Consider the following 18,454-nt stretch of genomic DNA (forward strand, 5'->3'; position numbering starts at 1 on the left):
ATATTAATTCCAACGATTTTTATTAAACTGTGTTTTTTTCCAATACCACATAATTAAAAAACCAGTTAATGCGCCACCAATGTGGGCTACATAAGCTGTGTTGCTTGGACTAAAAAATGATTGTCCTGTTAATGCTGATATTAAATCTAAAGCAATTATTCCAGGAATAAAATACTTTGCCTTAATAGGAACTGGTAAAAAAATCAGCATTAATTTGGCTTCTGGGTACAACATACCAAATGCAACTAAAACACCCATAATAGCACCAGATGCTCCTACCATTGTACTATTGAAAACACCAACAAAATTACCTAACTGTTCTTGAGTCATGTGATTCAACCAACGTGTATCATAAACATTATAACCAGATTTTAGCGTTTCGTAAACCTGTGTCTGGTCAAAACCTGCTTCGTTAAGCAAAGACATGCCTGAATAGAATTTGAAATAATAATACCCTATCATTAATAGTACGGCGCCTAATCCTGATGAAACATAAAAAAACAAAAACTTTTTAGCTCCAAAGCGTTGTTCTACAGCTGTACCAAACATCCACAAAGCAAACATGTTAAATAAAATATGCATAAAACCTCCATGCATAAACATATGTGTTATTATCTGCCAAGGCTGAAAAGCTGGATTTTTAGGAAAATGTACCGCAAACCAATCATAAAACAACGTACCACCTCCAACGGTCATTGTACCAATAAACATAAGTACATTGATAATTATTAAATGCTTTACAGTATCTGTTATTCTATTCATCATAAGGCTATACTTTTAAACAAATTTTTTATCTAATTCGTCAACCGATAATGTAATAAATGTTGTTTTATTAAACGGTGACATATTAGGTTCCTTACATCCAAACAAACTATTTACTAAATGTTCTTGCTCTGGAACTGTTAGTGTTTGCCCGGTTTTTACAGCCAAGCTTTTTGCCATAGATTTTGCTAATAAATCAGCTGAACTAAAATGACTATCTGGCACTTCGTTTTCTACATCACTAATAAGTTGCTCTAATACCACTGACACCTCACTAGCAGGAACACTTACAGGCACTCCTGATATTTCAACACTTTCTTTAGTAACGTTTGAAAACACAAAACCGGTATGTTCTAAATCTTCTTTTACTTGATTTATGATATCAATCTCTTGTGTAGAAAAATGTAATTCAATAGGAAATAATAACTGCTGACTTACACTTTCTTTAACAGTAATGTGTTGTAAAAAATCTTCGTATAAAACACGTTGATGAGAGCGGTGCTGATCTAAAACCAACATACCAGACTTTATGGTACTTACAATATATTTATTATGAAGCTGATAAGTGCTTTTAGAGTTTTCCACAGCCTTATCATCATTAAAAATAGAGGCTGTTTTTTCTTCTGTTTCAAACTGAACACTCGTAAACTCTTGCTGACTTTGTGTTCCTTTAGATTCCAAGCCTACATACAAGCTATCCCAACTTGATGGTGTTTGTTTTTTGAATGCTGTAGTCTGTTTGCTTGATCGCTGCTCTTTAAAATTATTTTGTTCTTGAAAAGGATTAAAATCTCTATCAACTTCTATTTGTGGTGTACTTACACCTTTATCTTTGTAATTATAAGGTGTATCTAATTGTGCATCGCGATCAAAATCTAAAACAGGTGCAATATTAAATTGCCCCAAACTATGCTTTACAGATGCTCTTAAAATTGCATAAAGCGTATGCTCATCATCAAACTTTATTTCAGTTTTTGTAGGATGAATATTGATATCAATTGTTTGCGGATCTACAGTAAGATTCAGAAAATAACTAGCATGAGTTCCGTCTTTTAAAAGTCCGTCAAAAGCCGAATTTATAGCGTGGTTTAAATAGGCATTTTTTATAAATCTATCATTTACAAAAAAGAATTGTTCGCCTCGTGTTTTCTTGGCATATTCAGGTTTTCCAACAAATCCAGAAATTTTAAGTACTTCGGTATCTTCATTTACTGGAACTAATTTTTCGTTGGTTTTATTTCCAAATATATTTACAATGCGTTGCCTGTAATTACTTTCTGGCAGATTAAACAATTCATTTCCATTATGATACATCATAAAATGAATCCCAGGATGAGCCAATGTTACACGGTGAAATTCATCTATGATATGACGTAATTCAACTTGATTAGATTTTAAAAAATTTCGTCTTGCAGGAATATTAAAGAAAAGGTTTTTTACCGCAATTGAGGTTCCTTTTGGAGTTACTACAATCTCTTGTGATACAATCTCGCTACCTTCTATTATCAGGTTTGTACCTACTTCGTCATCTTCTTGTTTGGTTTTTAACTCTACATGAGCAATGGCTGCTATACTAGCTAATGCTTCTCCACGAAAACCTTTGGTATGCAATTGAAATAAGTCATCAGCTGAACGAATTTTTGATGTTGCATGGCGCTCAAAACTTAAACGCGCATCTGTAGCACTCATTCCGCTACCGTTATCAATAACTTGAACTAGTGTTTTTCCTGCTTCTTTTATAAGTAATTTTATGCTTGTTGCTTGTGCATCTATAGCGTTTTCTAAAAGCTCTTTTACTACAGAGGCTGGTCTTTGTACAACTTCTCCTGCAGCGATTTGATTAGCTACATGATCTGGTAATAACTGAATGATATCTGTCATTAGTTTTTAGGGAAAAAAATGGATAAATCAAACTCGATAAAAATAAGGAATAGCAATATTAAGACACCTATAATAATTAAAACACGTTTATTAGCCTTTTCATCTGTATTGTTTTTATAATCTTCAAGAGCATTGTTTAGCTTTCCTTTAAGACCTTTTGTTGTACCTACAGTGGTTCTAAAATCGTCAAATTTATGTTTTATTTCGTAAGGACTTCCTTCACCTTTGTAGTGTCTTGGTGTATAGCTATACTTTTTATTTTGTCGTGTTTTAAAAATTCCCATACTGTTACGTATTATTCTTTTGTTCTACTTCAATAATCATACTTGCTGCAAACAAGTTCTTTTAAATGCTTATGAAACTAAATTAAAATGATTTTTTATTGTACTAACCACCAAGGTTTGTTTCATAATTACTTAATATGCACCAAAGAACAATGACCATAATTAAGAACACTATAAGATAAGGAAGAGATAAAAGTTTGCCAGTTTTTTGCTTACGCTTTCGAGACTCTTCAACCCAATTCAATTCAAAATTAGGTTTAGAATCGGCTTCTTTATCTTGAGAATGTCTTGGTTTGTAATTAAACTGCTTGTTTTTACGTTGTTTAAAAATCACGCTTCTTACTTCCTTTATTATACTTCAAATGTACTTAAAATACCAAGAAATATTGGGTTTAGAATGCCAAAAATTGTTAACAAGCAATGTTTTAAAATACAAATCTTTTGTGCAAATGTACAGAAGCAAGAACTGTGCCTTACTAAAAAACAGAGGTTAAATTAGCTTTCGCTATTATATAAAGGCGACATTACTTACCTAAATGCACCATTTTTATGGCAGCTATGGCAGCTTCGGTTCCTTTATTACCATGTTTACCACCTGAACGGTCTATGGCTTGTTGCAGATTATTGTCTGTTAGAACACAAAATATAACTGGTATGTCGTGTAGTATGTTTAAGTCTTTAATACCTTGAGAAACAGCTTCACAAACAAAATCAAAATGTTTTGTTTCTCCTTGTATCACACTACCTATAGCAATAACAGCATCTACACCTTGTTGCTGCATTTTTTTACTACCATAAATAAGCTCATAACTTCCAGGAACATTCCATCTTATTATGTTTTCGGCTGCTACATCGTGGTCTAATAGCGTTTGGTAAGCGCCATTAAAAAGTCCTTCTGTAATGGTATCATTCCATTCAGAAACAACAATCCCAAACCGAAAATCTTTCGCGCTTGGGATTGTAGCTTTATCGTAATCTGATAAATTATTATTTGCTGTTGCCATGTTTTTTCCGAATTAATCGGTAAATTATTTATTTGCCAACACTTGTGCTTTTCCTATGAAGACATCAATATTTGCTGCCTCATTAGAGTTTGCATAGTTATCTTTTATGTCTTTAAAGTAAGTTAATGCTTTGTCTGCTTTTCCTAACTCTAAAGCTATAACACCTGCTTTAAATACATACATTGGTGTTGTAAACTCATTCGTACGCATTTTAGCTGCTTCTTCATAGTAACTTAAAGCATCTTCTTTTTGGTTTAATTGCACAAAAGCATCACCAATTGCACCTTTTGCCATAGGAGCTAAAATTTCATCATCACTAGAAAAATCACTTAAATAAGTAACGGCATTTTTATAGTCTTTAAGGTTTAAGTAAGCCATACCTGCATAATAGTTTGCTAGGTTAGCTGCTTGGCTTCCGCTATATTCAGAAACAATATCAAGCATTCCTAATTTACCTTCACCTCCGTTTAGAGCTAATGTATATAAAGAATCTTTTGAAGTAGCATTTACTGCTTCGTTGTAATATTTTTTAGCTTGGTACATATCATTCATAGCTTCGGTTTGTTTTGGCTTTGCTACAAACTCATTGTAACCTAAATAGCCTAAAACCACAGCGGCTACAACACCAATTATAACGAAAATGTACTTTTGGTTTTTAATAACCCAATCTTCGGTTTTAGATGCTGTTTCATCTAATGTATTAAAAACTTCAGCTGTTGTTGATTGTTCTTCTTCAACCTGTACTACTTCTTCTTTCGTCTTTGGTTTATATCCTCTTTTCTTATAAGTTGCCATATATTTCTAAATTAATGCGCCGCAAAAATATGATTTTTCTTCATAAATAAAAGTGTATTTATTTGTTATTTTTCAATAATTTGCACATCTTTTCAAGAATACACTAAAACGACCCTAAGTTAATTTTTTATGATATTAAAATCACTTTCATTACTTAATTATAAAAATTTTGAAAGTCAGTCATTTACTTTTAATGATAAAATAAATTGTTTTGTAGGAAATAATGGCGTTGGCAAGACCAATGTTCTAGATGCTATTTATCATTTATCGTTTGGTAAAAGTTATTTTAACCCTATTGCGTCTCAAAATATTAAGCATGGTGAACAATTTTTTGTTGTAAATGGCGAATACGATAAGCTTGATAATTCTGAAAAAATTGTTGTTAGCTTAAAAAAGGGACAAAAAAAAGTAATAAAACGAAATGGTAAAGCCTATGAAAAATTTAGTGATCATATAGGTTTTTTGCCTCTTGTCATTATTTCTCCTGCTGATAGAGATTTAATTATTGAAGGCAGCTCAACACGTAGAAAATTTATTGATAGTGTTATTTCTCAAAGTGACAAAGCCTATCTTGAAGATGTTATAAATTATAACAAGATAGTTACTCAAAGAAATTCATTACTTAAATATTTTGCACTAAATAATACGTTTAATAAAGACACGCTTGAGGTTTATGATAGCCAACTACACACCTTTGGGCATCGTATTTTTGAAAAACGCCAAGCTTTTCTAGAAGTATTTGTTCCTATATTTAAAGCCAGATATAAAGCTATAAGTAGCGGAGATGAAACTGTTAATTTGCTATACAAAAGTGATTTACTAGAAAATACTTTAGAGGTACTTTTAAAAAACTGTATTAACAAAGACAAAGCTTTACAATACACAAGCGCAGGAACACACAAAGACGATTTAGAGTTTACAATAGAATCGCATCCTATCAAGAAATTTGGAAGTCAAGGACAACAAAAATCTTTTTTAATTGCTTTAAAATTAGCGCAGTTTGATTTTATTAAAACGCAAAGTGGTGTTAGTCCTATTCTTCTTCTGGATGATATTTTTGATAAACTTGATGAACAACGTGTATCTAAAATAATCAAGCTTGTAGATGATGAAAACTTTGGTCAATTGTTTATTAGCGATACACATGCTGACAGAACTGAAAAAGCTATAAAACAAGTGCATCAATCTTATGAAATATATAATTTATGAAACAGCTTATCATTATAGCTATATGCATTACCTTTATTACAAGTTGCAGTAAGCATGTAAAAAACTACATACCTAATATATCTGGTTACTGGGAAATTGAAAAAGTCACTCTACCTGATGGCACTGTAAAAGAGTATGCTTACAACAATACCATAGATTACCTAGAAATAACTGACAGCATAAATGGTATTAGAAAAAAACTAAAACCAACACTCAATAATACATTTGAGACATCAAATATTATTGAAAACTTTGAAATAAAAATAGAAAACGACAGCTTAAACTTATATTACAAAACACCTTTTGATACCTGGAAAGAAACCATTTTATTAGCTACAGAATCGCAATTAAAAGTGGTAAATAAAAACAAAGCTGTATTTGTATATAAACGTTTTGAACCAATAAAAATCACTAATTAAATTACCTTTAATCTTTTTTTAAATAAAACATGGCCAAACGTAACAACGAACACATATCTATATCTGATGCTTTAAAAGAATTTGTTGAAACCAACAAACTTGAACGCGGTTTAAACCGAATTAATGTTGCTGATGCCTGGAAAGATATGATGGGAAATGGAGTAAATAATTATACAACGGCAATTTCCCTAAAAGGAGATACTTTATATGTACAATTAAGCTCAAGTGTTTTACGTGAAGAATTAAGCTACGGCAAAGAAAAAATAATAAGCATGCTTAACGAGAATCTAGGAAAAGAACTTGTTAAAACACTTATTTTAAGATAAACCATTACACAACTATAAATCATAAAAAAAGCCTGTATTTCTACAGGCTTTTTTATTTATAATTACAAAGTTTATTCTTTAATTAACTTGATAACCTTTTCAGCATTACTAGATTTTACTTTCATAAAATACATACCAGAAGCAACACCAGTCAAGTCTAATTGTTGAGATTTGCTATTATTATTTAATTTGACTGTTTTAATAATACGACCATTAATATCATAAACACTAGCTTGAATTAAAGTTATGTTTCCTACATTATTTAATGTAAACATTCCATTAGAAGGATTCGGATACACTTTAATACTATTATCTAAAACATTATGCTCGGCTACAGATAACGGATAGTTACAGTTATAGATTGCTAGGTCATCAACAAACCAGCCAGTCACACCATTACAACCATCTGTACCAACTTCAAATCTAAATTGAATGGTTGCGTTTTCTACAACACCAATAGAAGATAAGTTAATAAAACTACGTCCCCAACTTCCAGACAATGAACCTTCATCAGCTCCTGTAAATGCTGCTTCACCTGCCATAGGATTATCATTACCTTGATTTTGCGGATTTATAAAACCATTATAACCATTTTGAGTAAATGCGCTTAATGGCAATAACGTCCATAAGCCGCCATTTAAACTATACTTAATATTTGCGCCATCCCAGTTAGATTCTGTTGCTATGTAGTGCATAAAGCTCATCTGAAAATCACCATCAGTGTAGTCAGGAATTGTAATTACAGGACTTTGCAAACGAATAATACCATTTTGAAAAGACGTACTACAATTTCCATTAACAGGATCTACTCCAAACATAGCTTGTCCTGCTCTATTATCTGGCAAACCTGTTACCACTTCCCATTCTCTAGATTCCCAAGTCAATACATTTTCCGGTAACTGTTCTACAGTCCATGTTCCGATACCACTTTCCCAATCTTCAAAAAATATAGCATTATCTGTTGCTGCATCACAAGGATCAGTTGTTGCTGCTAAAATAGGTTCATAATCACATGATGCTGGATCCATTCTCATTTCTACAGCCAATAAAGCATTTACTAGTTGGTTGTAATCTGATGCTGTTATTATTTCACCTGATAAACCTGCTGCTGTTTCACTTGTTGTTAGTCCTTCTAAATTTACACCTATTAAATCAGTACATGAAGCTTCTAGCGCATCTGCCAGGTTTAAAAAGTCACTTGTTGGAGTTAAGTACTCACTTTGAGCTCTCCAAAATATATGTGCTGCTTTAGTAAAACCTATTCCGGTTACTGTTTGCCCATTATATGTTCCTCCATCTACCAATAATGCATAGGCATGATTTGGTATTCCTGAGTTAATATGCACTCCACCACTATCAAAATCACCACAAGAATATTGTGTTTCGTCAGATACTTTCCCTGGATTTCCATAACAAGTAGGATTCCACATATCTCTCAAACCACTTCCTCCATTTATTGATGTGGCATCCTCTGCTATTATCCATCTATCAGTACTCCCACAAGCATCGGTACGAATACCTAAGTCTTCTTCAAAGTCATTAAAGTTATTTAGTATATCAATGGTTTCTCCCCATATATCTGAGTAAGATTCGTTTATTGCTCCAGATTGATATGCATAAATTAATCCGCTTGTATATTGCGTGTAAGCATGTCCCCATTCATGAGCAATAACGTCATCTGCAGCTGTGCCATCACAATATTCAGCAAAACTACCATTCCATCGTGCATTAGGGCATGAAAAGTTAGTACTATTGTTTAATGTTACCATTTGACCATCGGCACCATCAAAAGAAACATAACCAAATGCATTATTAAAAAAGTTATAAACATGCTCTGACGCAACCACTTCATTTTGTTGCCAAACTGATAAAGTACCAGGAAAAACATCACCTTCTTCCCACACGATGTTTCCTATACTAGATTCATGTACCACACGATCTATAGCATGAGCCATTCCTGTAAACTGCTCTACAAGTTCTCCTGTATGAGCGTTTATATATAAGAATTCACGAACATCTTTGTCATTTCTCACCTCAACTTCATATACTAAATATTGAGAGCCAAAGGTATTTTGAATTAATCCTTTTTGAAAAATAAACATATCTGTATTAAACACGAATGTAGAATATCCAGAATAGTTAATGCCTTGCTCTGCGACAGTTTGTAAGGATATAGCTTTTGCCTGACTACTAGTTAATGTTGGCTCTGTTTTTATTTTTTTATCAACAGCAATAACATTACCGTTTATAGCTGTAAGCGCATTTGATTTATTAAAGTGAAAACGCAATTGTCCTGAAAACACTGTCACACCTTGATGTTGTTGTTTTAAAACCACATGATTTAGCCCATGTTTATCTGTCTTAACTGGTAAGACTTTAAAAGCTTCACGAACTGTACTTAAACCAAATATTTCTTTATGGTTTTCAAGAAATGTTTGAACTTTTGCTTCCAATGAAGCGCCTGCAATCTCCATTGGTTTATCAGCTGGAAATCTAATAAATTCAATATCAGAAGCATTGTTTAGAGAAACGGTTGCATTAGTTTGTTTCTCAAAATCTCTTAATGCTTTTTGTTTGTCTTGAGCATTTACAAAAACACACAACACCAACGCAATAAAAGATAAAACTGTAGATTTTTTCATAATATTTTTTTTGGATTATGCGAATTTACCACATATAAACGAAAAAAGCCTAAAACATTAACATTTTAGGCTTTTTTCAATATTTATTTTTTAGGTCTCTAGAACATTTCTCTTCCAGAAAAATGGAATGCACCTTCTATTGCTGCATTTTCATCACTATCACTACCATGTACTGCGTTTTCTCCTATTGAAGCTGCATACAATTTACGTATAGTTCCTTCTGCTGCTTCTGCTGGATTTGTAGCACCTATTAAAGTTCTAAAATCTTCAACAGCATTGTCTTTTTCTAGAATAGCAGCAACTATAGGACCACGAGTCATATATTCTACTAATTCTCCAAAAAATGGACGCTCATTATGAATAGCATAAAATGTTTCTGCGTCTTTTTTTGTCATTTGAGTTAATTTCATTGCTACAATTCTAAAACCTGAAGCAGTAATTTTCTCTAAAATTGCGCCAATATGCCCTTTTTCAACTGCATCTGGCTTAAGCATTGTAAATGTTCTATTTGTTGCCATTTGTTTATTTTAATTTGCTGCAAAAGTACTATATTTCTTTATAAAAACAAGGCGATACATTTTTAAAAAATTGTATCTTCGCTTTCTATGACAAATGAAGACATCAACAGCATAAAACAGCTTTTAAAATCTCCAAAAAAAATTGTTATTGTGCCTCACAAAAACCCTGATGGAGATGCCATTGGATCTACATTAGGACTATATCTATATCTCTTAAAATTTAATCATCAAGCAACAATAATTGCTCCAAATGCGTATCCTGATTTTTTAAAATGGATGCCTCAAGAAAGTACTATTTTAAAGTATGATACCCAAACAGAAATGTGCGACAAACTAATTCATGAAGCCGAAATACTGTTTACGTTAGACTTTAATGCTCTAAATAGAACTGGAGATATGGAAACATCTTTAGCAACTAGTCACGGTACTAAAATAATGATTGATCATCATCAACAACCTGATGATTATGCATTGTACACTTACTCTGATGTTACCATGAGCTCAACATGCGAAATGGTTTACAATTTCATTGATATGCTTGGCGACAACACACTAATTGATGCAGACATTGCCACTTGTCTTTATACAGGAATAATGACAGATACGGGTTCTTTTAGGTTTTCATCTACCACAAGTAACACGCATAGAATTATTGCAAACCTTATAGATAAAGGTGCTGAAAACTCTGAAATTCATAACGCCATATATGACACCAACAGTTATGACAGGTTACAACTTTTAGGACGTGCCTTAAGCAACCTAAAAGTACTTAGCGATTATAAAACAGCTTACATAACACTTACTCAAGAAGAGCTAAACACCTTTAATTTTAAAAAAGGTGACACTGAAGGTTTTGTAAATTATGCCCTATCTCTAGATGGTATCATTTTTGCTGCCATTTTTATTGAAGACAAACAGAATGATATAATTAAAATATCATTACGCTCTAAAGGAGATTTCTCTGTAAATGAATTTTCAAGAGCTCATTTTCAAGGTGGCGGACATACTAATGCTGCTGGCGGAAAAAGCGATTTAAATATGAAAGCTACTGTTGATAAATTTATTAGTATATTACCTGACTATAAAAACACCCTAAATCATGCGTAACATTATAGTTATATGCGCCTTTTTGACTATAGTTTTAGCTTGCAAGTCTCCTGAAGCTAGGCGACCTATATCTGCTAAATCAGGATCTTTTATTGACAAGTCGGTTGCTAGAAACATAAAGCTAAACGAAAGCGAATATAAACGCATTGAAGAAATTATTAAAAACAATCCTCAAAACAACTATATAGCATCGCAAAATGGCTTTTGGTATTATTATAACACAAAAATTGCCGACACTACAAAAACACCTAGTTTTGGAGACATTATAAATTACACCTATAATGTAAAAACTTTAAGCGGTCAACTTGTTTATTCTAAAGATGAGATAAAAACTCAAAATTATGTTATGGATAAACAAGAGCTTTTTTCTGGACTTCGCGAAGGTCTAAAACTTATGAAAGCGGGAGAAACCGTTACATTTTTATTTCCATCACAAAAGGCTTATGGGTATTATGGCGATGAAAACAAAATAGGCACCAATGCACCACTCATGTGTGAGGTTACAGTAAACTCAATAAAAACAAGTGAATCAAATTAACAATCAAACAATAAACACATAAAAATGAAAATCTTAAAAAATAGTATCAAGCTTTTAGCACTTTCGTTACTTATAAGTTTTACGTCATGTAGTCAGCAAAAATACCCAGAATTAGAAGATGGGTTATATGCTGAATTTGTAACAAACAAAGGCACAATGGTAGCTAAATTATTTTATAAAGAAGTACCTGCTACTGTAGCAAATTTTGTCGCTCTTGCTGAAGGAACACATCCTATGACTGATGAAAAATTTAAAAACAAAAAATATTTCAACGGACTTACTTTCCATAGAGTTATGGATAAGTTCATGATACAAGGAGGAGATCCTGATGGAAACGGAATGGGCGGACCTGGATACAAATTCACAAGTGAGTTTGACGTTAACTTAAGACACGATAAACCAGGTATATTATCAATGGCTAACTCTGGTGGTTTAGACACTAACGGAAGTCAATTTTTTATCACTGAAGTTCCTTACCCAAGTTTAGATGCTTTTGATGCAAATGGAAATTTAAAGCCTTGCGAAAACCCAAGAGTAAGTTGTCATGGTGTTTTTGGAGAATTAGTTTTAGGGCTTGATGTACAAGATAGCATTTCAAATGTAGCAGTATCTAAAGATAGACAAACCTTAAATAAGCCTTTAGAAGATGTTGTTATGACAGAGGTAAACATCATAAGAAAAGGTGCTGATGCTAAAGCATTTGATGCTGCAAAAGTTTTTTCTGATGAATACCCAAATTTAGGTGATAAAATAGCAGCTATCAAAGAAGAAGCTGAAAAGAAAATTAAAGAAAGTGCTGCTGTAGCCGCAGATTCTTTTATAAAAAAATATGGTGATTTAGGAACTGTAAAACGTACTGAAACTGGTTTAGTAATGATTTTTACTGAAAAAGGCACTGATGAAAAACCTACATCTCAACAAAAAGCACTAATTGATTGCGCTGGTTACTTTGTAGATGGTCGCTTGTTTTACACCACAAAAAAAGACGTGGCTCAAGCTAATAACCAATATAATGAGCAGCAAGATAAAGCTGGAATGTACAAACCTTTTTCAATGCCTTATAACGAAACTGCACAGTTAGTACCTGGCTTTAGAGAATCTATGTTAAATATGAACATAGGTGATAAAGTAAAAGCTTTTATTCCGTCTTATTTAGGTTATGGTGATAGCGGTAGAGGACCTATTCCACCAAACACTAACCTTGTTTTTGATATAGAGCTTGTTGGCATAGATAAATAACAACACCTTATATAGATAAAAAAAAGCAGCTTTTAAAGCTGCTTTTTTTTGGGGTTATTTTTTAGGAATTTGTTTTAAAATCTCAAGAACAAACTTCCAATATTTTTGTGCTGAACTTATACTTGCTCGTTCATCTGGAGAGTGCGCTCCTTTTATAGTTGGCCCAAAACTTATCATATCCATATCTGGATAATTTTGCCCTAAAATACCACACTCTAAACCAGCGTGACAAGCAGCTACATGCGCTTTTTCTCCATTCATTTCTTCATATAAGGCATCGAGTACTTTAAGTATTGGCGAGTCCATATTTGGAGCCCAACCCGGATAGTCACCTGAAAACTCTACTTCACAACCAGTTAATTCAAACGTTGCGCGTAATGTATTAGCCAAATCCCATTTAGAACTTTCTACTGAAGAACGTGTTAAACATCCTATTTTTATCTCACCGTCTTTTACAATAACTCGTGCTATGTTATTTGATGTTTCTACCAAATCAGGAATATCTGCACTCATTCTATAAACACCATTTAGAGCAGCATAAAGTGCACGTGTAAGCCCTTCTTGAACACCTAAATCCATAATCATTTTTGGTGTTTCAGATTTTGAAACCTCTATTTCTAAATCTGGCTCCATAGTCTTTAACTCGGTTTTAATAACCTGAGCCATTTGAGCCATCTCCATAATAAAAGCATCTTCATGTATACTATCTATAGCTACAATGGCTTTACTTTCTCTAGGTATTGCATTACGAAGACTTCCTCCGTCTATTTCAGAAATACGTAATCCAAAATTCTCAAAACCATCAAACAATAAACGGTTCATTATTTTATTTGCATTTCCTAATCCTTCATGAATTTGCATTCCTGAATGTCCGCCTTGTAAACCTTTTACTGTTACAGTAAATCCTGTTTTAAACTCTGGAGTCTCTTCCTCTTTATAGCTACGTCTTGCTGTAACATCTACTCCACCAGCACAACCAACACCTATTTCGTCATCTTCTTCGGTATCAAGATTTAAAAGAATACCGCCTTCTAGCAAACCTCCTTTAAGTCCCATAGCACCTGTCATACCTGTTTCTTCATCAATGGTAAATAAAGCTTCTATTGCAGGATGTGCTATGTCTGTGCTTTCTAAAATAGCCATAATTGTCGCAACACCTAAACCATTATCTGCTCCAAGTGTAGTACCTTTTGCACGAACCCAATCTCCATCTACATACATTGCAATACCTTGTGTAGCAAAATCAAAATTGGTATCCGCATTTTTTTGATGTACCATATCTAAATGTGATTGCATAACCACAGTTGTTCGGTCTTCCATACCTGCGGTTGCTGGTTTCTTAATGATAACATTTCCTACTTCATCTTCTATAGTTTCTAGTCCTAGATTTTTACCAAAGTCTTTCATAAAAGCAATAATCTGTTCTTCTTTTTTAGAAGCTCTTGGCACAGCATTTAAATCGGCAAACTTATTCCAAAGTTGTTTTGGTTCTAATTCTCTTATTTCTGAATTCATTGTGTCTATTTTTTTACTTTCACAAAGGTAGTTATAACTCATAGAGTATTACAAACATTTCCTTATTTTTGAAAGATGCTGAAACACCCAAAACCTTATTTAGCGTTTGCTATAATTCCGCTATACGTTGTTGTAAAAGTACTTTCTAGATTCCCAGATTTTATAGAAACCTATTACAGCAACGGTATTTACCCTATTATTTCTAAAGCATTACGATACGTTTTTGGCTGGCTTCCATTTTCTTTTGGCGATATTTTTTATGCGATTGCCATCATTTACATTTTTAGATGGTTTATTATTAACAAGCAACGCTTGAGGAAAAATACAAAGCAGTGGTTTATTGATGTATTTTCTACCATTTCTGTTGTCTATTTTGCATTTCATGCGTTTTGGGCATTAAATTATTATAGAAAACCTCTTCATACTAATTTACATCTAGATGCAGATTACACCACAGAACAATTAGTTAATGTCTCAAAAAAACTAATAGAAAAATCTAATTCATTACAATTTGACATTGCAAAAAATGACACTTTAAAAGTGGTATTTCCCTATTCTAAAAGAGACATTTTAAATCTTGTCCCTAAAGGATATGATGTTTTAAAAGAAACGTATCCACATTTAGAATACAAACCCATTAGTATTAAAAAATCTCTATTTAGCTTACCGCTAACCTACATGGGTTTTAGCGGCTATTTAAACCCATTAACAAACGAAGCGCAAGTAGATGGTTTAATTCCGTCTTACAAATTTCCCACAACAGCTTCTCATGAAGTTGCTCACCAGCTTGGTTATGCTGCTGAAAATGAAGCTAACTTTATTGGGAGCTTGGCAGCTATGAATCATCCTGATACTTACTTTAAATATTCTGGTTACACGTTTGCTCTACGCCATTGCCTTAATGAAATTTATTTAAGAGATCCTGAATTATATATTTGTTTAGTAGAAAACATCAACATTGGTATTCTAAAAAACTACAAAGAAGTACAATTGTTTTGGGATAGCTACAAAAATCCAACTGAACCTTTATTTAAAAAAACCTACAATTCATACCTTCAAGCCAATAATCAAAAAGACGGCATGAAAAGCTATAGTTATGTGGTAGCACTTGTAGTGAATTACTTTGAAAACCACGACTTGTAAATGTTAAAAAGATAAAATCAAATTCTTGAACAATACATATTAACTATATTTAGACTTCAAATTTTCTAACCCATACCAAATGATAAAAAAGTATCTAGTTATCGTGATGGTTTTGTGTACTTTCTCTTTATCGGCACAAGACTATTTCCCTAAAAACGATGGTGTAAAAACAACCAATTCAAACTATACAGCATTTACAAATGCTAAAATTTACACTTCGCCAACACAAATTATTGAAAAAGGAACACTTCTTATAAAAGATGGCAAAGTAGTGGCTTCTGGCTCATCTGTTTCAATTCCAAAAAACACAGTGATAATTAATATTGAAGGTAAAACAATATATCCTTCATTTATTGATATCTATACCGATTTTGGTGTCAGCAAGCCTAATTCAGCTGCTAGTTCAAGAGCTCCTCAATACGACTCTAACCGTGAAGGCTACTACTGGAATGATCACATAAGACCCGAACAAAAGGCTATTGATCATTTCAACTTTAATGATAAAACTGCTGAAGATTTACGAAAAGCCGGCTTTGGTGTTGTTAACACTCACATTCCTGATGGTATTATTCAAGGAACAGGAAGCTTAATTGCCTTAATTCCTCAAGGAAGTGATGCTGACAGAATATTAGATAACAATTCAATACAATATTTATCATTAAGAAAAAGTGTGGCTTCAAGGCAAGCCTATCCTACATCATTAATGGGTACAATGGCACTTTTAAGACAAGTAAATTATGATGCTGATTGGTATGCAAAAGGCCTTGCTAAAACAACCGATCGCTCTTTAGAGGCATTTAACAAAAACAAATCCCTAGTACAAGTTATTCATGCTGGGAATAAAATGAATGCGCTCCGATTAGATAAACTAGGTGATGAATTTAACACACAATATGTTATTGTAGGTGGTGGCGATGAATACGAGCGCATAGATGCTATCAAGGCTACCAATGCTACATTTATTATCCCATTAGATTTCCCTGATGCTTATGATGTTGAAGATCCGCTTTTAGCTCAAGCTGCAAGTTTATCAGACTTACGTGAATGGAACCAAAAACCTGCAAACCCAAAATTTTTAGCAGAAAAAAACGTGCCATTTACATTAACACTACACGGACTTAAAGCTCCTAAAGATTTCATGCCTAACATTCAAAAGGCAATTGAATATGGTCTAGACAAAACCAAAGCTCTTGAGGCTCTAACAACTGTTCCTGCAAAAATACTAGGTAAAGAAAACACTTTAGGAACCCTTAAAAATGGCGCATACGCAAACTTTTTAATTACTTCGGGTGATGTTTTTGAAAAAGAAACAACGCTTTATGAAAACTGGGTAAAAGGAAAAAAACATGAAATTGCACCTATGAATACTACAGATATTCGTGGCGACTACAAACTGTCTATAGCTGGCACCGATTACGAACTTTCAATTTCTGGAGAGTTAAACAAGCTTAAATCTAGCATAAAAACAGACAACAACAATTTAGGTTCTAAAATAACGTACAATGATGATTGGGTAAACATTACATTCTCTAGTATTGATACTACAAAACAAGACTACATTAGGTTATCATCAAGAGTAACAGCTTCAAAAAACCTAAATGGTAAAGCTATTTTACCAAACGGAAATGAAACATCATTTTATGCCACAAAAATTGAAAAAGCTGATAAAACAAAAAATGACAATGATGATAAAAACAATAAAAAGAATGACGATGCTGTTAAACTATTTCCTGTAACGTATCCTAACGAAGCTTTTGGCTCTAAAACACTACCTCAACAAGAAGCTATTTTATTTAAAAACGCTACTGTTTGGACAAACGAAAACGAAGGCATTCTTAAGCAAACAGACGTTTTAATCAAAGATGGAAAAATTGCTAAAATAGGTACTAACTTATCTGCCGGCAATGCACAAGTAATTGATGCCACAGGAAAACACCTAACTGCTGGTATTATAGATGAGCATTCGCATATTGCTACTGATGCCGTAAATGAAGCTGGTCAAAACTCTTCAGCCGAAGTTACTATTGAAGATGTTGTAAACCCTGAAGACATTGATATTTATCGCAATTTAGCAGGTGGCGTTACATCAATCCAAATTCTACATGGATCAGCAAATCCTATTGGTGGTCGTTCGGCTATTATCAAACTAAAATGGGGAGAATCTGCCAACCAACTTATTTACAACAACACGCCAAAATTTATAAAATTTGCTTTGGGTGAAAATGTTAAACAATCTAATTGGGGCGATAATGCAAGAACCCGATTCCCACAAACAAGAATGGGTGTAGAACAAGTATATATCGATTATTTTACCAGAGCACAAGAATATGACGCTCTTAAAAAAAGCGGGAAACCATATCGTAAAGATTTAGAATTAGAAACACTCGCTGAAATTCTAAATAAAGAACGATTTATTTCTTGTCACTCCTATGTGCAAAGCGAAATAAATATGCTTATGAAAGTAGCAGAGAAATTCAATTTTAACATCAACACCTTTACACACATTTTAGAAGGCTACAAACTAGCAGATAAAATGAAAGCTCATGGCGTTGGCGGCTCAACATTTAGTGATTGGTGGGCATACAAATTTGAAGTTAACGATGCAATCCCTTACAATGCAGCAATCATGCACAATCAAGGTGTTACTGTTGCTATAAATAGTGACGATGCCGAAATGTCTAGACGTTTAAATCAAGAAGCTGCAAAAACTGTTAAATACGGAGGCATGACTGAAGAAGATGCTTGGAAATTTGTAACACTAAACCCTGCAAAACTTTTACATATTGATAACCGTGTTGGAAGTATTAAAATAGGTAAAGATGCCGATGTTGTTCTATGGTCTGACAATCCATTATCAATATACGCTAAAGCCGAAAAAACCATTATTGAAGGCGCTGTCTATTTTGATATAGAAAAAGATAAAGCCATGCGTGCTGATATGAAGAAAGAAAAGAACGAGCTTATTACTATGATGCTTCAAGCAAAAAATAAAGGCTTAAAAACACAACCAATTAAAAACAAAGAAAAGCACATATTACACTGTGACACTGTTGATCACCAAAACTAAAACAC

17 protein-coding genes are annotated in these 18,454 nt (G+C 33.1%); 8 read left to right on the forward strand and 9 right to left on the reverse strand.

The genetic code is table 11. The annotated features are described in order from the left end of the window. Positions 1–3: 3 nt before the first annotated feature. From ACN5J3_RS09765 to ACN5J3_RS09790, 6 genes are all read right to left on the reverse strand, one after another. Positions 4–762, reverse strand: a complete 759-nt coding sequence (locus ACN5J3_RS09765) for a rhomboid family intramembrane serine protease (RefSeq protein WP_418509563.1) — start codon at positions 760–762, stop codon at positions 4–6. Between the two features lie 15 nt (positions 763–777). Next, positions 778–2,643, reverse strand: coding sequence for a DNA mismatch repair endonuclease MutL (gene mutL / locus ACN5J3_RS09770; protein ID WP_418511619.1), 1,866 nt, complete (start codon positions 2,641–2,643; stop codon positions 778–780). Then, entirely contained in the window at positions 2,643–2,927 is a 285-nt protein-coding gene (locus tag ACN5J3_RS09775; protein WP_344728761.1) for a riboflavin synthase subunit beta, read from the reverse strand. The genes mutL and ACN5J3_RS09775 overlap by 1 nt, the downstream gene beginning before the upstream one ends. A 103-nt stretch (positions 2,928–3,030) precedes the next feature. Continuing rightward, positions 3,031–3,261: a hypothetical protein gene (locus ACN5J3_RS09780; protein WP_344728760.1), complete on the reverse strand. Its 231-nt coding sequence runs from the start codon at positions 3,259–3,261 to the stop codon at positions 3,031–3,033. 190 nt (positions 3,262–3,451) lie between these two features. Next, positions 3,452–3,931 (reverse strand): 6,7-dimethyl-8-ribityllumazine synthase, encoded by a 480-nt coding sequence (ribH, locus tag ACN5J3_RS09785; protein WP_344728757.1) that lies wholly within the window; start codon positions 3,929–3,931, stop codon positions 3,452–3,454. Between the two features lie 24 nt (positions 3,932–3,955). Beyond that, positions 3,956–4,726: a tetratricopeptide repeat protein gene (locus ACN5J3_RS09790; protein WP_418511620.1), complete on the reverse strand. Its 771-nt coding sequence runs from the start codon at positions 4,724–4,726 to the stop codon at positions 3,956–3,958. Positions 4,727–4,855: 129 nt separating this feature from the next. Between ACN5J3_RS09790 and recF the strand changes: the two genes are divergently transcribed. Genes recF through ACN5J3_RS09805 form a run of 3 tightly spaced genes read left to right on the forward strand, consistent with a single transcriptional unit; the run spans position 4,856 to position 6,680 of the window. Then, positions 4,856–5,935 (forward strand): DNA replication/repair protein RecF, encoded by a 1,080-nt coding sequence (gene recF / locus ACN5J3_RS09795; RefSeq protein ID WP_418511621.1) that lies wholly within the window; start codon positions 4,856–4,858, stop codon positions 5,933–5,935. After that, entirely contained in the window at positions 5,932–6,354 is a 423-nt protein-coding gene (locus ACN5J3_RS09800; RefSeq protein ID WP_417289689.1) for a hypothetical protein, read from the forward strand. Before recF ends, ACN5J3_RS09800 begins: the two co-directional genes overlap by 4 nt. A gap of 29 nt (positions 6,355–6,383) precedes the next feature. Further along, positions 6,384–6,680, forward strand: a complete 297-nt coding sequence (locus ACN5J3_RS09805; protein WP_418509421.1) for a DUF721 domain-containing protein — start codon at positions 6,384–6,386, stop codon at positions 6,678–6,680. Between the two features lie 71 nt (positions 6,681–6,751). On the opposite strand, the gene ACN5J3_RS09810 is transcribed toward ACN5J3_RS09805, so the two are convergent. Both ACN5J3_RS09810 and ACN5J3_RS09815 read right to left on the reverse strand, forming a co-directional pair. Beyond that, positions 6,752–9,322, reverse strand: coding sequence for a M4 family metallopeptidase (locus ACN5J3_RS09810; protein WP_418511622.1), 2,571 nt, complete (start codon positions 9,320–9,322; stop codon positions 6,752–6,754). A 98-nt stretch (positions 9,323–9,420) separates the two neighbouring features. Then, positions 9,421–9,840, reverse strand: a complete 420-nt coding sequence (locus ACN5J3_RS09815; RefSeq protein WP_344728745.1) for a nucleoside-diphosphate kinase — start codon at positions 9,838–9,840, stop codon at positions 9,421–9,423. 87 nt (positions 9,841–9,927) lie between these two features. On the opposite strand from ACN5J3_RS09815, the gene ACN5J3_RS09820 reads away from it, so the two are divergent. Genes ACN5J3_RS09820 through ACN5J3_RS09830 form a run of 3 tightly spaced genes read left to right on the forward strand, consistent with a single transcriptional unit; the run spans position 9,928 to position 12,724 of the window. Then, the gene (locus ACN5J3_RS09820; protein ID WP_418511623.1) at positions 9,928–10,947 is read left to right on the forward strand and encodes a DHH family phosphoesterase; all 1,020 of its coding nucleotides are present in this window, start codon (positions 9,928–9,930) and stop codon (positions 10,945–10,947) included. Next, positions 10,940–11,485 (forward strand): gliding motility-associated peptidyl-prolyl isomerase GldI, encoded by a 546-nt coding sequence (gldI, locus tag ACN5J3_RS09825; protein WP_417289692.1) that lies wholly within the window; start codon positions 10,940–10,942, stop codon positions 11,483–11,485. Before ACN5J3_RS09820 ends, gldI begins: the two co-directional genes overlap by 8 nt. Before the next feature lie 24 nt (positions 11,486–11,509). Then, complete coding sequence (locus ACN5J3_RS09830; protein ID WP_418511624.1) at positions 11,510–12,724, forward strand: peptidylprolyl isomerase; 1,215 nt, start codon at positions 11,510–11,512, stop codon at positions 12,722–12,724. 54 nt (positions 12,725–12,778) lie between these two features. On the opposite strand, the gene ACN5J3_RS09835 is transcribed toward ACN5J3_RS09830, so the two are convergent. Then, positions 12,779–14,239 carry an aminoacyl-histidine dipeptidase gene (locus ACN5J3_RS09835; protein ID WP_418511625.1) on the reverse strand — a complete coding sequence of 487 codons (1,461 nt, stop codon included), beginning with the start codon at positions 14,237–14,239 and terminating at the stop codon, positions 12,779–12,781. A gap of 75 nt (positions 14,240–14,314) precedes the next feature. Here ACN5J3_RS09835 and ACN5J3_RS09840 point away from each other — a divergent pair, with 75 nt between their 5' ends. Beyond that, entirely contained in the window at positions 14,315–15,382 is a 1,068-nt protein-coding gene (locus ACN5J3_RS09840) for a DUF3810 domain-containing protein (protein ID WP_418511626.1), read from the forward strand. A 79-nt stretch (positions 15,383–15,461) separates the two neighbouring features. Continuing rightward, complete coding sequence (locus ACN5J3_RS09845) at positions 15,462–18,449, forward strand: amidohydrolase family protein (protein ID WP_418511627.1); 2,988 nt, start codon at positions 15,462–15,464, stop codon at positions 18,447–18,449. Positions 18,450–18,454: the final 5 nt, after the last annotated feature.

It is taken from the genome of Corallibacter sp., assembly GCF_048381695.1.
Classification (GTDB): domain Bacteria; phylum Bacteroidota; class Bacteroidia; order Flavobacteriales; family Flavobacteriaceae; genus Corallibacter; species Corallibacter vietnamensis.

Coding starts and splice junctions, on each gene's coding strand:
- recF (WP_418511621.1), top strand. CDS start 4,856: ATGATATTAAAATCACTTTCATTACTTAATTATAAAAATTTTGAAAGT.
- ACN5J3_RS09765 (WP_418509563.1), bottom strand. CDS start 762: ATGAATAGAATAACAGATACTGTAAAGCATTTAATAATTATCAATGTA.
- ACN5J3_RS09835 (WP_418511625.1), bottom strand. CDS start 14,239: ATGAATTCAGAAATAAGAGAATTAGAACCAAAACAACTTTGGAATAAG.
- mutL (WP_418511619.1), bottom strand. CDS start 2,643: ATGACAGATATCATTCAGTTATTACCAGATCATGTAGCTAATCAAATC.
- ACN5J3_RS09840 (WP_418511626.1), top strand. CDS start 14,315: ATGCTGAAACACCCAAAACCTTATTTAGCGTTTGCTATAATTCCGCTA.
- ribH (WP_344728757.1), bottom strand. CDS start 3,931: ATGGCAACAGCAAATAATAATTTATCAGATTACGATAAAGCTACAATC.
- ACN5J3_RS09845 (WP_418511627.1), top strand. CDS start 15,462: ATGATAAAAAAGTATCTAGTTATCGTGATGGTTTTGTGTACTTTCTCT.
- ACN5J3_RS09805 (WP_418509421.1), top strand. CDS start 6,384: ATGGCCAAACGTAACAACGAACACATATCTATATCTGATGCTTTAAAA.
- ACN5J3_RS09800 (WP_417289689.1), top strand. CDS start 5,932: ATGAAACAGCTTATCATTATAGCTATATGCATTACCTTTATTACAAGT.
- gldI (WP_417289692.1), top strand. CDS start 10,940: ATGCGTAACATTATAGTTATATGCGCCTTTTTGACTATAGTTTTAGCT.
- ACN5J3_RS09790 (WP_418511620.1), bottom strand. CDS start 4,726: ATGGCAACTTATAAGAAAAGAGGATATAAACCAAAGACGAAAGAAGAA.
- ACN5J3_RS09815 (WP_344728745.1), bottom strand. CDS start 9,840: ATGGCAACAAATAGAACATTTACAATGCTTAAGCCAGATGCAGTTGAA.
- ACN5J3_RS09775 (WP_344728761.1), bottom strand. CDS start 2,927: ATGGGAATTTTTAAAACACGACAAAATAAAAAGTATAGCTATACACCA.
- ACN5J3_RS09830 (WP_418511624.1), top strand. CDS start 11,510: ATGAAAATCTTAAAAAATAGTATCAAGCTTTTAGCACTTTCGTTACTT.
- ACN5J3_RS09810 (WP_418511622.1), bottom strand. CDS start 9,322: ATGAAAAAATCTACAGTTTTATCTTTTATTGCGTTGGTGTTGTGTGTT.
- ACN5J3_RS09820 (WP_418511623.1), top strand. CDS start 9,928: ATGACAAATGAAGACATCAACAGCATAAAACAGCTTTTAAAATCTCCA.